Annotated in this window: 12 protein-coding genes and 1 pseudogene; 3 read left to right on the plus strand and 10 right to left on the minus strand. The window is 28.2% G+C overall.

The features are described 5' to 3' along the window. Positions 1 to 482 precede the first annotated feature (482 nt). A complete protein-coding gene (locus WFJ11_RS06060) occupies positions 483 to 1,880 on the minus strand; it encodes a L,D-transpeptidase family protein (RefSeq protein WP_009354489.1) in 1,398 nt (465 codons plus the stop codon). Between the two features lie 227 nt (positions 1,881 to 2,107). Here WFJ11_RS06060 and WFJ11_RS06065 point away from each other — a divergent pair, with 227 nt between their 5' ends. The 3 genes and pseudogenes from WFJ11_RS06065 (at position 2,108) to WFJ11_RS06075 (ending at position 7,130) form a co-directional block, all read left to right on the plus strand. Further along, the gene (locus WFJ11_RS06065; protein WP_323999680.1) at positions 2,108 to 2,914 is read left to right on the plus strand and encodes a pyruvate, water dikinase regulatory protein; all 807 of its coding nucleotides are present in this window, start codon (positions 2,108 to 2,110) and stop codon (positions 2,912 to 2,914) included. Positions 2,915 to 2,926: 12 nt separating this feature from the next. After that, positions 2,927 to 5,551, plus strand: coding sequence for a pyruvate, phosphate dikinase (gene ppdK, locus WFJ11_RS06070; RefSeq protein WP_338817180.1), 2,625 nt, complete (start codon positions 2,927 to 2,929; stop codon positions 5,549 to 5,551). A gap of 152 nt (positions 5,552 to 5,703) precedes the next feature. Next, positions 5,704 to 7,130: pseudogene (locus WFJ11_RS06075) on the plus strand (IS1182 family transposase). Positions 7,131 to 7,650: 520 nt separating this feature from the next. Here the strand turns inward: WFJ11_RS06075 and WFJ11_RS06080 are convergent. The 9 genes from WFJ11_RS06080 to WFJ11_RS06120 form a co-directional block, all read right to left on the minus strand. After that, positions 7,651 to 7,971, minus strand: coding sequence for a TfoX/Sxy family protein (locus WFJ11_RS06080; RefSeq protein ID WP_314720399.1), 321 nt, complete (start codon positions 7,969 to 7,971; stop codon positions 7,651 to 7,653). A gap of 108 nt (positions 7,972 to 8,079) precedes the next feature. After that, a complete protein-coding gene (locus tag WFJ11_RS06085; protein ID WP_338817181.1) occupies positions 8,080 to 9,000 on the minus strand; it encodes a pseudouridine-5'-phosphate glycosidase in 921 nt (306 codons plus the stop codon). Continuing rightward, the gene (locus tag WFJ11_RS06090; RefSeq protein ID WP_338817183.1) at positions 8,972 to 10,090 is read right to left on the minus strand and encodes a carbohydrate kinase; all 1,119 of its coding nucleotides are present in this window, start codon (positions 10,088 to 10,090) and stop codon (positions 8,972 to 8,974) included. Before WFJ11_RS06090 ends, WFJ11_RS06085 begins: the two co-directional genes overlap by 29 nt. Positions 10,091 to 10,642: 552 nt before the next feature. Next, a complete protein-coding gene (gene rpsU / locus WFJ11_RS06095; RefSeq protein WP_004832359.1) occupies positions 10,643 to 10,822 on the minus strand; it encodes a 30S ribosomal protein S21 in 180 nt (59 codons plus the stop codon). A 146-nt stretch (positions 10,823 to 10,968) separates the two neighbouring features. After that, on the minus strand, positions 10,969 to 11,310 hold the full coding sequence (locus WFJ11_RS06100; protein WP_338817184.1) for a histidine triad nucleotide-binding protein: 342 nt from the start codon (positions 11,308 to 11,310) through the stop codon (positions 10,969 to 10,971). Between the two features lie 172 nt (positions 11,311 to 11,482). Continuing rightward, the gene (locus tag WFJ11_RS06105; RefSeq protein WP_269721058.1) at positions 11,483 to 11,995 is read right to left on the minus strand and encodes a cysteine hydrolase family protein; all 513 of its coding nucleotides are present in this window, start codon (positions 11,993 to 11,995) and stop codon (positions 11,483 to 11,485) included. A 67-nt stretch (positions 11,996 to 12,062) separates the two neighbouring features. Continuing rightward, positions 12,063 to 13,394 carry an MATE family efflux transporter gene (locus tag WFJ11_RS06110; protein ID WP_338817186.1) on the minus strand — a complete coding sequence of 444 codons (1,332 nt, stop codon included), beginning with the start codon at positions 13,392 to 13,394 and terminating at the stop codon, positions 12,063 to 12,065. Then, entirely contained in the window at positions 13,384 to 15,477 is a 2,094-nt protein-coding gene (gene topA / locus WFJ11_RS06115; RefSeq protein WP_338817187.1) for a type I DNA topoisomerase, read from the minus strand. Before topA ends, WFJ11_RS06110 begins: the two co-directional genes overlap by 11 nt. A 10-nt stretch (positions 15,478 to 15,487) precedes the next feature. Beyond that, the gene (locus WFJ11_RS06120; RefSeq protein WP_338817188.1) at positions 15,488 to 15,931 is read right to left on the minus strand and encodes a GNAT family N-acetyltransferase; all 444 of its coding nucleotides are present in this window, start codon (positions 15,929 to 15,931) and stop codon (positions 15,488 to 15,490) included. Positions 15,932 to 15,986 lie beyond the last annotated feature (55 nt).

Consider the following 15,986-nt stretch of genomic DNA (forward strand, 5'->3'; position numbering starts at 1 on the left):
ATAATATATAATATAATTAAAGTAAAAAGTCAACAGTCAAATATTAGTAATTTTGATTATATAAAAAGAAAATGGCTCAATAGGACCTAAAAACATAATTCCTTAATAAAAAAGCTTTAGGAAATCTCATACTTTTGCTTTAGCAAAAGTAAATGTATCGAAAATACATCAAAAATTTTTTAGGATTTCTTTCAGAAATACTATTGCTTGTAAACAAGCAATAGTTGATATCTTCAGGATAATTGTATCTAAAGATGCAATTACTCCCGTCAGACCTACTGTTTGTTGTTTAAGAATAAACAACAAAAGTTAGGGCTAGATTGACTATGCTCAAGATGACGGATAAGGAAGTACCTTTGTTAAATAGCTTACCGTTACCAGTAAATCAGCTTGCGATTTGTTTTTAAAAATTATAATAAACAAAAAAAGTTTAGTAACTAAAACTGAAAAAATCAGCCTTAATCACTAAACTAAATTCATTTCTAATTACTCTTATAAATTATAACTGGAGTATTTATCTCAACATTATCGTAAATTTGTTTTACTTTTTCTAGCGGAGTATTTATACAACCATAACTTCCTGATGTCTTATATATTTCTCCTCCGAATTTTCCGTTTCTCCAAGTAGCATCGTGAATTCCTACACCTTTCCAGTTTATAGGCATCCAATAGTCAACATGTGCAACATAATCATATCCTTGTGGAGAAAGACCTTTAAGATTTCTGTCTTTTTCTCTACTCCAAACTTTCATTACACCTACAGGTGTTTCAACGTTTTTGCTTACATCCCCAGTAACTATATCAGTATCTAAAAGAAGTTTTCCTTCTTTGTAAAACCACATATGTTGTCTAGTAAGGTCAATTTCAATGTAAGTTTTACCTATATCATCCTCTTTATCATAATATAATCCTTGGTGCAAGAAAACTGGATCAATTGTATCAGATTCAAATTTTAATAGTTTTTCAACTAAAACATCTTTAGTCTTATTAACATCAATTTGCCAACCATATATTCCATCTTTTCCAGGAATCACAACTTCTCCCTTTCCAGTAGTTTGGAATTTTCTATCCATTCCAAAAGTATCATATTTAATTGCAAGTCTTCTTACATAATCTCTTGCCTTTTGTTCATCAGGTTTCAATTCTCCATCGACAAAAGTAAAAATATTTGCTAAAATTTCACCATCTAATACTTCTTTATTTGAACCGATATTTATTTCATATTTTAACTTTGAAATTTTTTCATATTTTGAAAGAGCATCTTGTAAAGATTTATCATCTTTTTTAAGTTTTGGTTGTTCAGAAATAGTATTCATATCAATACTTTCTTTTCTCTCAGAGAGAGCAAGTAAAATGGCTTCTTTCAATTTTTCTTTTGTTGTATAAGTTCCCATAACTTCATCTTGAATACTATACTTGCCATCTTTATATACTATCTTAGCATCTTCTGGATGTTTCATACCCTTTAAAATTAAAGTATTTTGTAAAAATTCTTCAAACTTATCATTATCATAACTAATATTTACTTCCAATTTGAAATCGCGACTTGTGAAAAATGCCATAGGCCAAGTGAATTGATTTTGTAAAATTTTCTTATCCGCTAAATATTCTTCCTTATAATTTATCTTTTCAGGTTTAAAAAAATCACTTTTTCCATCAGAACGATTTAACTTAATAGAAACATCTGTCCAGTCTTTATTAAAAACATCATCAATCATTACATAACTTACATCATTACCATTTATTTTAGTGTTAGGCAGAGCAATAAAAGAAAATATTATAACACCTAATAAATAAATTGATAAAATTAACGCTCCGACAAATATACATATCTTTTTAGCTAATTTTTTTCCTGAATTTACTTTTTTGGTATCTTCCATCAAAAAATACACCTCCATTTTTACGAAAATATCTAATTAATAATCTATTATATACCATAAAACTTGTTATTATAATCATTTCAAATAATTGGATTAATATATCAAAAGAATTATTAATCAATATTATCTTCTAATTTTATCATATTTAATTTTAAAAGTAAAATCATTAAAAAACTTGTATTTCCTTAGTTAAAAGTTTATAATATATTTAGTAAGGAGGAAGATAAATGCTTAACATTTTTTTAATTTCCGACTCTACGGGAGAAACAGCGGAGCAACTTGCACGTGCCGCTCTTGCTCAGTTTAATAACATTAAGTATGCTCTTAAAAGATTTTCTCATATAAGAGAGTTTTCAGATCTTTCTGAGATACTGAACAAATGTAAAGAAACTGAAAATTCTATTTTATTTTATTCTTTAGTTGATGCTCCACTTTTGGATTATGTTAAAAAGTTTTCAGAATTACATTCTATAACTAATGTAGATTTGCTTTCTGCGTCCATTTTAGCTATCCAAAGAGTGAGCAATATTACTCCTGGAAATACACCAGGGGCTCTTAGAAAGCTGAATGAAGAATATTTTAAAAGAATTGACTCTATCGAATTTGCAGTTCGTTACGATGATGGCAAAGATCCTAGAGGAGTTTTGATTGCAGACCTTGTAATAATTGGAATTTCTCGAACATCTAAGACTCCTTTGTCAATGTATCTTGCAAATAAAAATATTAGAGTTGCAAATATTCCTCTGGTACCAGAAACACCTGTACCTGAAGAATTATTCCAAGTTTCGCCCAAAAAAGTTATAGGCTTAACTAACACACCCGAAAAGTTGGAAAGTATAAGAAAGGAAAGACTGAAATCTTTAGGTCTTCCTGATAATAGTATTTATTCAAATTCAAATAGAATACTTGAAGAACTTGAATATTCTAGCCGAATAATGAAAAAAATAGGCTGTCCTGTAATAGATGTATCAGCAAAAGCTATAGAAGAAACAGCTGACATTATCTTGAAACATCTATTAAAAATTAATAAGTAATTGGAGGAAAAAATGAGCAAATTTGTTTACAATTTTGATGAAGGCAATAAAGACATGAGAGCTTTATTGGGAGGTAAAGGTGCCAACCTTGCCGAAATGACTAATATTGGACTAAATGTTCCTTTTGGTTTTACTATTACTACTGAGGCTTGTAATAATTTTTACAAAAATGACGAAAAAATTTCTGAAAGTCTAATTGAAGAAATTAAAACTCACATAAAAGACTGTGAAAACAAGCTACAAAAAAGTTTTTCAAGCACAGAAAATCCTCTATTATTTTCTGTAAGAAGTGGTGCCGTTATATCAATGCCTGGTATGATGGATACTATTCTTAACTTAGGTCTTAATGATAAATCAGTTATCGGTCTAGCAAACTCTACAAATAATGAAAGATTTGCATTTGATAGTTACAGAAGATTTATCCAAATGTTCAGCGATGTTGCTATGGAAATTCCAAAAATTTATTTTGAAAACGAACTTGATAAAATCAAGGAAGAAAAAAATGTAAAAATGGATACTGAATTAACTGCTGAAGATTTAAAAATTTTAGTTGAAAAATTTAAGAAAATTTTCAAACAAGAAACAGGCAAAGAATTCCCACAAGATCCAATTGAACAATTAATCATTGCTATTAAAGCAGTTTTCAAATCTTGGATGAATCCTAGAGCCATCGTTTATAGAAAATTAAATGGTATTGACGATTCGCTTGGAACTGCTGTAAATGTTCAAGCTATGGTTTTCGGTAATATGGGTAACACAAGTGGTACTGGTGTAGCTTTCTCTCGTAACCCAAGTACAGGAGAAAATAAATTATTCGGAGAATTTTTAATGAATGCACAAGGCGAAGATGTTGTTGCAGGTATTAGAACTCCAGAATCAATTGAAAAACTAAAAGAAATTATGCCTGAAGTTTATGATGAATTCTTAAGAATTGCAAAAACTTTGGAAAAACATTATAAAGATATGCAAGACTTGGAATTTACAATTGAAAAAGGTAAATTATACTTATTACAAACAAGAAACGGAAAAAGAACTACAGATGCTGCAATCAATGTAGCAGTAGATTTAGTTAATGAAGGATTAATTTCTAAAGAAGAAGCTATTTTAAGAGTTGAACCAAAGAGTTTATACCAACTTCTTCACCCTATCTTCAATGCTGAAATGATGAAAAATACTCCTATCTTGGCAAGAGGACTAGCTGCTTCTCCAGGAGCTGCAAGTGGTAAAGTTTATTTCCACTCAAAAGATATAGTTGATGCAGTTAAATCAGGAGAAAAAGTAATCTTAGTTCGTCAAGAAACTTCTCCTGAAGACATCGAAGGAATGGTTGAAGCTGAAGGCATCTTGACTGCAAGAGGTGGTATGACTTCTCATGCTGCCGTAGTTGCAAGAGGTATGGGTAAATGTTGTATCGCAGGAGCAAGTGAAATCAAAGTTGATGAAATTGAAAAAGTTATAAAAACTCAAAACGAGGTTATCAAAGAAGGTGATATAATTTCTCTTGACGGAACAACAGGAATTATTTACAAAGGTGAAATTGAAAAATTAAACCCAAAATTAACAGGAAACTTTAAAATATTCATGGATTGGGTAAATGAAATAAAAGTTTTAGGAGTTAGAGCTAATGCTGATAACCCTAGAGATGCAAAACAAGCTATTGAATTCGGAGCTGAAGGAATAGGACTTTGTAGAACTGAACATATGTTCTTTGACAAAGACAGAATACCTGTTGTAAGACAAATGATTCTTTCAGAAACTATTGAACAAAGAGTTGAAGCATTAGAAAAAATTAGACCAATGCAAGAAAAAGATTTCTATGATATCTACTGTGTATTAAAAGAAAAAACAGCAACAATCAGATTACTTGATCCACCTCTACATGAATTCTTACCTTATGAAGACGAAGATATTAAAAACTTAGCAAAAGAAATGAATATCGACGAAGGTCATCTAAGAGATGTAATCACAGATTTGGAAGAAGTAAACCCAATGCTTGGACATAGAGGTTGTCGTCTTGCAGTTACTTATCCTGAAATATATAGAATGCAAGCAAAAGCTATAATAAATGCTGCAATAAAAGCACAAAAAGATTTGAATATCTCAATTACTCCTGAAATAATGATTCCATTAGTTGGAGAAATTGAAGAATTAAAATATGTAAAAAGAGAAATCGTTGAAGAAATCGAAATGACTTTAAAAGAATTGAATGAAAACATTAAGTACAAAATTGGAACAATGATTGAAATTCCAAGAGCTGCCCTACTTGCTGATGAAATCGCAACAGAAGCTGAATTCTTTAGTTATGGTACAAATGACTTAACACAAATGACATTCGGTTTTTCAAGAGATGATGCCGGAAAATTCTTAAACGAATATGAAAATAAAAAAATATTCGACTTTAATCCATTTGCAAAATTGGATCAAAAAGGTGTTGGTAAATTAGTAAAAATGTCTTTCAAACTTGGAAGAGAAACTAACCCTCATCTTCATGTAGGAATTTGTGGTGAACATGGTGGCGATCCTGATACAATTGAATTCTTAAATTCTGTAGGAATTGACTATGTATCATGTTCTCCTTTCAGAGTGCCAATCGCAAGACTTGCAGCAGCACAAGCAAAAATTAAACAAAGTAAATAAACTTTAACTAAGAGAAATAAAAAACAAAATGGATAGCGAAATGCTATCCATTTCAGATTGATGACAAAGGTGTCAATGAGAAAACATTGGCACTTTTTTAGTGGAGAAAAGAGAGAAAAAGTAGTATAATAATATAAAAGGAGATGTTAAAAATGCTACATAAGAATGATGAAAATAGAGTAAATCAAGTACAAATGGTAAGTATAGATTCTTTAGTTCCAGAGAGTCATCTTTTAAGGAAAATAGATGAAACAATAGATTTTTCCTTTATTTATGATTTAATAGAATATAAATATTGTTTAGATAATGGTAGACCAAGTATAGATCCAATAGTACTTTTTAAAATAATATTTTTAAAATACATTTTTGGAATAAAAAGTATGAGACAAACAATAAGAGAAATAGAGGTAAATGTAGCATATAGATGGTTTTTAGGATATGATTTTTATGATAAGATACCACATTATACAACATATGGACAAAATTACAAGAGAAGGTTTAAAGATACAGATATATTTGAAAAGATATTTGTAAATATATTAAGGCAAGCAGAGAAGCAAGGCTTTGTAGATGAAAAGATACAATTTGTAGATTCAACCCATGTAAAAGCACATGCGAATAGACATAAGAATATAGAAGTAAAGATAGAAAAGAAAGCAAAGAAATATCATAGTCAATTAAATGAAGAGATAAAGAAAGATAGAGAATTAAAAGGGAAAAAGGAATTAAGTCCCACCAATGGAAAAGAAATAGTAAAAAAAGTAGAAAGTACAACAGATAAAGAAAGTGGATTATTCCATAAGGGAGAACATAAAGAGGTTTTTGCATATAGTGTACAAACAAGTTGTGATAAAAATGGCTGGGTGTTAGCTTGTAGAAGTTATGCAGGAAATTTACATGATAGTGAAACATTTATGGATTTTTACGAAAAGGACTTAAAGAAATTCGAGTTAAGAAAAATAGTAATGGATGCAGGATATAAAACACCGGCAATAGCAAAGATGTTGATAGATGATAAGATACAACCTGTATTACCATACACAAGGTCAAAAGGAAAGAGAAAAGAAGGATTTTATCCAAGAGATTATGTATATGATGAATATTATGATTGTTACATCTGCCCAGAAAATGAGATAATAAAATATAGTACGACGACAAGAGAGGGATATAGAGAATATAAAAGTGATAAAAATAAATGCAGTAAGTGTAAGAATTTAGATAAGTGTACAGAAAGAAAAACAAACAAAAAGTAATAACGAGACATATATGGAAGAATTACTTAGAAGAATGTGAAGAATACAGATATACAAAAAGAGGGAAAGAAGAATATAAGAGAAGAAAAGAGACAATAGAAAGAACATTCGGAACGGTAAAAGAATATCATGGATTTAGATATACAAATGAGAAATGGAAAGCAAAAATGCAAATAAAAGCTCTCCTAACTTTTGCGTGTCTAAATATGAAGAAATTAGCAAATATGATGAGCAGATTAGGTAGAAAGAGACCTAATTTTTTAATTTTTAAGGAAATTTATAGAAAATTTAAGATTTTAACAAAATTTCAGATGATTTTTAATTAAAAACAAAAATACATAAAAAAAGCACAGACAAAATTTATGCTTTGTCTGCGCTCTGAAATGGATAGCGAAATGCTATCCATTTTAATTTATATATACAGCAAATATGACCCCTAAAGTTTTCCGTCTTCAACATATTTCACATAAAGTGCTAAAATAGCACAAAAGAGAAATCCAAAAAAACTAAATATTTATTTTCATAAATTAAAGCTCTCTCTAAAAATTTAGAACTTAACATAATATCCCCAGCGAAAGAAATTACAATAAGTTTATTTTTAAAATTGAAAATATATAGAATAATTTTTAGTATAAAAACACTAATAAATACTAGGTAAAAATACATCAAACTTCTGCAATCAATATATTCAAATAAAAATAAATATAAAGGTATGTAAATAACAATAATTAATAATATCCCTATAAACTTTTTTATAATATTATTTTTACTTTTATCTAACTTCATTTTGTATTCCTCACTCTATCCAATTTGTAGTCTGCTCTAAATTTGTAAAAAATCTTCTTTTTATTTTTTCTTCTTAACTTTAGGGAAAGGTAATTCATCATACATTGTATCAAATAAGCCTTTTAGATACATTTTATCTTCAACGTCATCAACTAATAGCATTTCCTTTGCTCCTTCGTAAGGCAATTGAAATTGTACATCAGAAACATAGTCAATAGCTTTCTTTGTAGCTTTTACTAAAAATCTGTCATCATATATTCCGCCAATAACTTTCTCTTTATAATAGATAATATATTCTCCCATCATCGCCCTATATTTTATATCTTCAAGTTCAGATAACTGTTCCAAGATATATTCTAAATATTCTTTACTTGATGCCATAATAACCTCCTAAAAAATGCTTTTTACTACTTAAATACTAACATTATCTACCGAAAAAATCAAATCTTTTGTTTTGTAAATTCAAAAAAGTCGGGGTTTCCCGACTTTTTATGCTAATTTTGAATATTCTATCGCTATTTTACTTGCAAGTTTTGCGTTATTAAATACTAATCTGATGTTAGCTTCTAAGCTCTTTCCTTGTGTAAGTTTTTGAACTTTATCAAGTAGGAATGGTGTTGTGTCTTTTCCTTTTATTCCATTTTCATCTGCTTCTTTTAAAGCATCTAAAATTGTCTTGTCAATTAAATTTCTATCCATTGAAAATTCTTCCGGAATAGGATTAGCAATTACAACTCCACCATTAAGCTCTAAATCCCATTTAGCTTTTAAAACTCTTGCAATTTCTTCTTCTGAATTTATTTTACTAACTTTAAAATCACTTTCTCTTGTATAGAATGCAGGTAATATATTTGTTTGGTATCCATAAACAGGAACTCCCTTTGTTTCTAAGTATTCTAAAGTAAGTCCCATATCTAAAATTGATTTACAACCTGCACAAACAACTGCAACATTTGTATTTCCTAATTCTTCAAGATCTGCAGAAATATCCATAGTAGTTTCCGCTCCTCTATGAACTCCACCGATTCCACCTGTTGCGAAAACTTTAATTCCTGCCATTTCTGCACAAATCATTGTTGCGGCAACAGTTGTAGCTCCATTTAATTTATTAGCAACAACATAAGCTAAATCTCTTCTTGAAGTTTTTGTTACACTAAGTCCAGCTTTCCCGATTACTTCAATTTCTTCTTTTGTTAGCCCAACTTTAATTTCTCCATTTATAATAGCTATTGTAGCTGGAATTGCTCCGTTTTCTCTAACAACTTTTTCAACTTCAAGTGCTGTTTCAACATTTTTAGGATAAGGCATTCCATGTGATATTATTGTTGATTCTAAAGCTACAACCGGTTTATTTTCTTTAATTGCATTTTTTACTTCTTCACTAACTGTTAAATATTTTTCTAATTTCATAACTTCCTCCAAAATTTAATAGATTTTTTTCGCTTATATTTTCACTTACTGTATCCACAGACTGTGCAGTTATAAATCCTGCAACATTTCCAAGTTTTGCACATTCTAAAATATCTTTTTCATTAACAACTCCAAAGATTATTCCGCTCATAGCAGAATCACCACAACCAGAAGTATTTTCAATCTTTGGTTTTTCATTTATCCTTACTATTCCATTCTCATTTTTATCGGCATATAAAATTCCCTTTTCGCCCATCGAAATAAAAACTTTTTGAACACCTTTTTCTAAAAATACATTCACAATCTTTTCTAAATCACTTTCATTTTCATAAGTAATGTCAGTTAATTCTTCAGCTTCGTAAATATTTGGTTTTAAAAGATAGATATATTTCAATAATTTCTTAATTTTTAAAGCCTTTTTTCTAGAAACACAATCTACAATTATCTTTGAATTAGGGCAATTTTTACAGATGTATTCAAGAACATCTTCCCTTAAATTCGTATCCATAACTATATACTTATAACTCTTGATTAAATAAATAAGTTTAGAAATAAATTCAATATTGATTTCATCCAAAACTTCCATTGAAGAAATGGCAGTAAATAAATCATTGTTTTCATCCAAAATAGAAATATAATTTGACATACCTCTATTAGTTAAAAATTTACTGTTTGAAAAATCCAATCCGATTTTTTTCAAATAATCTTTGATTTCTCTTGAATAGACATCATCACCAAATACAGAAATAAATTTATTATCTATTCCCATTTTAAGTAAATTTTCAGCGATATTTTTTGCAACCCCTCCAAAAGAATATTCCAAAGTTCCTGGATTGGAATCTTTCATATTAATTTTTTCAAAACTTTTTGCAATAAAATCAATATTACATCCACCAATAACACAAACTTCTTTTGATAAATTCGAGTTAATCACATAAGCTCTTCCAACTAAATAACCTTTTTTAATCAAATTTGAAATATGAACTGCAACCGAGGATCTCTTTATATTAAGCAAATCAGCGAGTTCATTTTGAGAAATATAAGGATTTTCTTTTATTATATCTAAAAGTTCTTGTTCTCTTTTTGTCATAATACCTCCTTAAACAACAGTTTATAATATTATATCAAATGTTTATATAAAAATCAATATTTTAAATAAAAAAAATTCTATATGTATCTTCGATACATTTACTTTTGCTAAAGCAAAAGTATGAGATCTCTCCGCTCCGTTTCACTCCGGTCGAGATGACGTATAAGTAGGAATTCTTCGTTTAATAGATTTACGTTAAAGGTAAATAAACTTAAATAATAATTTTTAAATCTTATAGAAATTAAAAAACACTCACGTCACAATACTTTGCAAAGAGAATCTCCCAACACGTCATCTCGAGCGAAGTCGAGAGATCTCATAAAAATTTCTGAATTACAAATAAACTTTAACATTAAAATCAAATTATTGAAAAATTGTATTATAATACTGCTCATTTATTTACTTGTTAACTATTAAATCTAATAGTTAAGTCTTTTCTTTCATTAATTTTAATAAGAACCTCAGCACCACTGAGAACCTTGTTACTTCGTAATAAAAAAAGTCCTCAAATAAAGGACTTTAGTTAATTCAAAAAATTAAATTTTAAACAGCTTAGAATTTTTTCTTTTTTCTTCTTGCTGCCTCTGATTTTTTCTTTCTCTTTACACTTGGCTTTTCGTAATGTTCTCTTTTTCTATATTCTGAAAGCACTCCAGCACGTGCACATTGTCTTTTAAATCTTTTCAACGCATTATCCAAAGATTCGTTTTCGCCAACTCTGATCTCTGCCATGATATCCCCCCTCTCTTATATAGACAAAATCTGTCTTGAGAAATAACATAAATATTATACAACAAAAATGATATAAATTCAAGTAAATTCACTATATTTTTTAGTATAATTAATAAAATTTATAAATTTTTATAATATATTTAATTTTAACCTGGTGGCCAATTTAAACTACGTCCTGCAAGAACGTGAAAATGTAAGTGTTTAACGGTTTGTCCACCATCATCATTACAATTATTAACTATTCTATAACCTGATTTATCAAATCCCATTTCTTTAGCAAGTTCAGAAATTTTTAGAAATATTTTCCCAACTACTTCTGCATTTTCCTTATCTACAAAATTACAGGATTCAATATGTTTTTTAGGGATTACTAAAAAATGAATTGGAGATTGAGGTGATAAATCGTTAAATGCAACTATATTATCATCTTCATAAATTTTATTAGACGGAATTTCTCCATTAACAATTTTGCAAAATATACAGTCCATTATCTCACCTCCATATAATAAATATATCAAAATCAAAATAGATAAGCTCTATTTTAATTATTGTCTATTATACCATATACCAACTATCTTTACAAGAAAAAACACGATTGCAATGGTATATTATTGCATATCGTGTTTTTGCATTTTTTTGCTTAATTAAATAATTTATTTTTTACAAAATATCAACTTGACACATTTTCATAGCTTCTAATGCTGTGTTATGACTTTGTGGAGTAACTCCCGCACAACATTTACTATCTACAATTAATTCAACTTCAGGTAAAAATCCTTTAATCATTAAAGTATTTACAATCACACAAATATCTGTGCAAATTCCAACAAATTCAATACTTTCAATTTTCTCTTTTTCGTTTATGCTTTTTAAATACTCAACCAAGTCGCTGGAGCCAAAACCTGCTTTTTCAAAAATTTTACAATTTTCTTTATAGATACCTTCTCTGATTTTCCAAGCATCAGTTCCTTTAATACAATGTTTTATAGGAAGTTTTCTACCCTCTTGAGTATTTAAGTAATTATCATCATGAGTATCCATTGTATAAATAATTTCTCCGTCAAAGTTTTTAATTTTTTCCTTTAAATTAGGAATCATATTTATAGCTTCTTGAGTTCCCAACTTACCATCAACAAAATCATTTTGAACATCAATAACAACTAATATTTTCATAACCAGCCTCCAAAAGTTTTTTATAAAAAAATCTAAATATTTTAACCAAATAAATTATATACATTATTTAATCTTTTGTCAAATTATAAAATTCATCAGTTATAATATATCTATAATATTTCAAAAATATTATACTCAATATAAATTCATTCACAAATTGTGAAAATGCAACTCCAAATAGAGATAAATCAAAAATTTGTGTTAATATCAACATTAAAATAAGACTTAAGATATTTACTCCTGCAGTTGTTTTTAATAAAAACATATTTTTATTCAAACCTTGTAAAGCACATTTGTATATGTATGAATATGAACTACAAATATTTGCAACTAAGAAAAAAATCAAAAATTTTGTAGTAATATTTTGTACAGAAATGTCATCTGTAATAAGTTTAGGTAAATATTCTCTAAAAATAAAGAATAATGCACTTCCAAAGATAAATAATACAGTTGTAATCTTAACAGAAATTTTAGGATAATCTATCAAATTTCTAAAGTTTTTCTCGCCGGAACTTATGCTTATTAAACTCAAAGTCGCAGAACCATAGATATGTTTAAAAGTAAATAAAAACATAATCAAATTTGTAATTATTGAATATCCAGCAAATTCGTTATTTCCTATTCTAATAACAATCATATTGAAAATAATAACAAAAATAGTTCCGTCAAAAATTTCCTGTATCATAATAGGAAAAGCTAATTTAAAATGATTAATTCCATTTATAAAATAGCTTTTTATTAATTCAAATTTTAAATTTAATTTATTTTTCAATACAAAAATGTAAATAAGAAGATTTACAAACATTGAAAAAACTGTAGTAAATCCGACCATAGTAATTCCAAGTTTTGGAAAACCGAATTTTCCAAGAACAAACAAATAATCTAAACACAGATTTAAAACTGAAGAAATAGTAGAGCCTATTAAAATCCATTTTGTCATATTTGAAATTCTAAAATACGCCCCAAATGTAAATAAACATAGTTGTAACAAGACGCAAAAACTCATAGGATATGAAAACAAAATACCTTGTTTCAAAGTTTCTCCGGACAAATTATAGAATATTTTTAAAAAATATGTTTTTCCTATCAACATTAATAATAAGAATATAATTCCGATAAAAATATTTATAGCAAGAGACGAAAAAAATTCATAATTTAAACCTTTTTTATCTCCTTGTCCCAGTTTTTCTCCAAGTTTTGTATTTATAATTATTGCAGTCGCTCCTAAAACTCCACTTATAGTATATAATGTTGAAGAAATCAAATTTACCGCATTAAATGCGGGTGTTGAAACTCTTGCAACGATAGCAATATCGGATAACTCCAAAATATAACTTAGAATGAAGTTTACCATAAGTGGAAAAGCGAATTTGTTAAGTTCTAATCTTTTATTTTTCATTTTTCTTTTTCTTTAAATCAATCTCAAAATCACAATTTTCGTCGGAACATTTTAGTGCATGTTTAAATCTATTTTTAACTTCAACTAAGAATTTTCCACATTTTTCGCATTTTTTATCAGCTATAGGCTTGTCCCAAATTGCATAATCACATTCAGGATAATTTTCACAACCGTAAAAAACTTTTCTCTTTTTGGATATTTTTTCTATTATTCTTCCACCACATTTAGGACATTTTACCCCAGTATCTTTAACTTCCTTTTTTATATAATTACAATCAGGAAATCCGCTACAACCGATAAATCTACCGAATTTTGTCTTTTTGACAACCAAATTTTTACCACATTGTGGACATTTTTCATCAAGAACTTCATCTTTTATTTTATAATCCTCTGAATCTCCTTCAGACCTTTTCAAAAATGTTTCAAAAACAGCATAGAAGTCTGAAATAACTTTTTTCCAATCCTTTTTATTTTCAGCTATTTCATCAAGTTTTTCTTCCATTTCCATAGTGAATTTTTCATTTATAATTGTTTCAAAGTTGGAAACTAAAAACTTATTTACATTTTTTCCTAAATCCGTTGGAATGATTTTTTTATTCTCAATTAAAATATAAAATCTGCTTGTCAAACTGTTTATAATACTAGCATAGGTACTTGGTCTTCCAATCCCGTTTTCTTCAAGTTTTTTAACCAAAGTAGCCTCTGTAAAATTGGCAACCGGTTTTGTAAAATGTTGACTTTGTTCTATTTTTTCAGCTTTTATTACATCTTTAACTTCAAGTTTTGGCAATGGTTCATCTTTAATATCACTTGAAGTATATATTTTTGAAAATCCGTCAAATAAAGTATATCTTCCATTTAATTTATAGATACAATTATTAGAATTTAAAACTATTTGTGTACTTTCGTAACTTTCAGCTTTCATTTGAGAAGCGACTGTTCTTTCCCAAATTAATTTATAAAGTTTATATTGATTTGCAGTTAAATAGCTTTTTATTTTTTCAGGACTTCTAAAAATACTACTTGGTCTAACACCCTCATGAGCATCTTGTGAATTTTTTTTCTTTAAATTGTACTCATTACCTTTACTTGCATAATTTTTCCCATAATTTTCGGTAATATACTCAATTGCCTCTGCAACTATTTCTGATGAAATTCTAGTTGAGTCAGTTCTCATATATGAAATCAAACCGACTGATCCTTCTTTACCAACATTAATCCCTTCATAAAGTTGTTGAGCAATACTCATAGTCATTGAGCTTGAAAAACCTAATTTTCTTCCCGCTTCTTGTTGTAATGTACTTGTAGTAAAAGGTGGTTGTGGTTTTCTCTCTTTTTTTACCTTTTTTACATCTTCCACGATAAAATTATCTTTATCTGTTTTTTCTACAACTTTTAAAGCCTCTTTTTCATTTTTTATTTCTTTTTTTACTATTTTTTTATTTTCATATTCTCCATAATATAGTGATTTAAACTCTATGTTTTGGACATTATGTATCCCTTCGATCTTCCAAAATTCTTCCGGAACAAAATTATCTATCTCTTCTTGACGTTCACAGATAATTTTTAAAGTTGCAGATTGAACACGACCTGCAGAAAGTCCACTCTTTATTTTTTTCCAAAGAATCGGAGATAGTTTATATCCTACAAGTCTATCTAAAACTCTTCTAGCTTGTTGAGAATTTACTAAATTCATATCTATTTTTCTTGAATTTTTTATAGATTCTTTGATACTTTTTTTAGTAATTTCGTGAAATTCTATTCTGTTATTTGCATTAATATCAAGACCTAAAAGGTAGGCAATATGCCAAGAAATTGCTTCCCCTTCTCTGTCGGGGTCGGTCGCAAGATATATGTTTTCAGAATTTTTATAAAGCTCTTTTAATTCTTTAATCTTGGATGCCTTTCCTCTTACATTTATATATTCAGGTTCAAAATTATTTTCTATGTCTATCCCCATTTTGCTTTTAGGTAAATCTCTTATATGTCCAACACTTGCTACAACTTTGTAATTACTTCCAAGCATTTTGCTCACTGTTTTAGCCTTTGTTGGAGATTCTACTATAACTAAATTTTTATACAAAACTAACTCCTTACACAATCTTACTCATTGAAATATGTTCTATTCCAACTTCAACAAAAATATCATCATTATCTTTAGTATATCCTAACATTTCATAAAAGGTCATTGCATGATATTGTGCTGAAAATCTGATTGTCTTCTTTTCATTTTCTTTCTTAAATTTTTTTACAGTTTCTTCCATACTTATAAATAAAAACTTCCCTACTCCCTTTCCTCTGCAAGATTTCTTTACACAGGCTCTTCCAAAATAGACAATGTCTTTATTTATATTCATAATCCTTGCAGTTGCAAGAAGCTCATCTCCTTCAAAAACTCCAACATGAATTGTATCTTCTAAACTATCTCTGTCATCAACTTCATATTCAAGTGGGACTTTTTGTTCATCGACGAAAACTTCCTCTCGCAAAGCGAATGCCTTTTCAATTTCTTCGCTTTTTAAAATTCTATATTCCATAAAAACATCTCCGTATAATCTATAAACTCTCTATATGTTATATAATTTAATTAAT

Source organism: Parvimonas micra, from assembly GCF_037482165.1.
Lineage (GTDB): Bacteria > Bacillota > Clostridia > Tissierellales > Peptoniphilaceae > Parvimonas.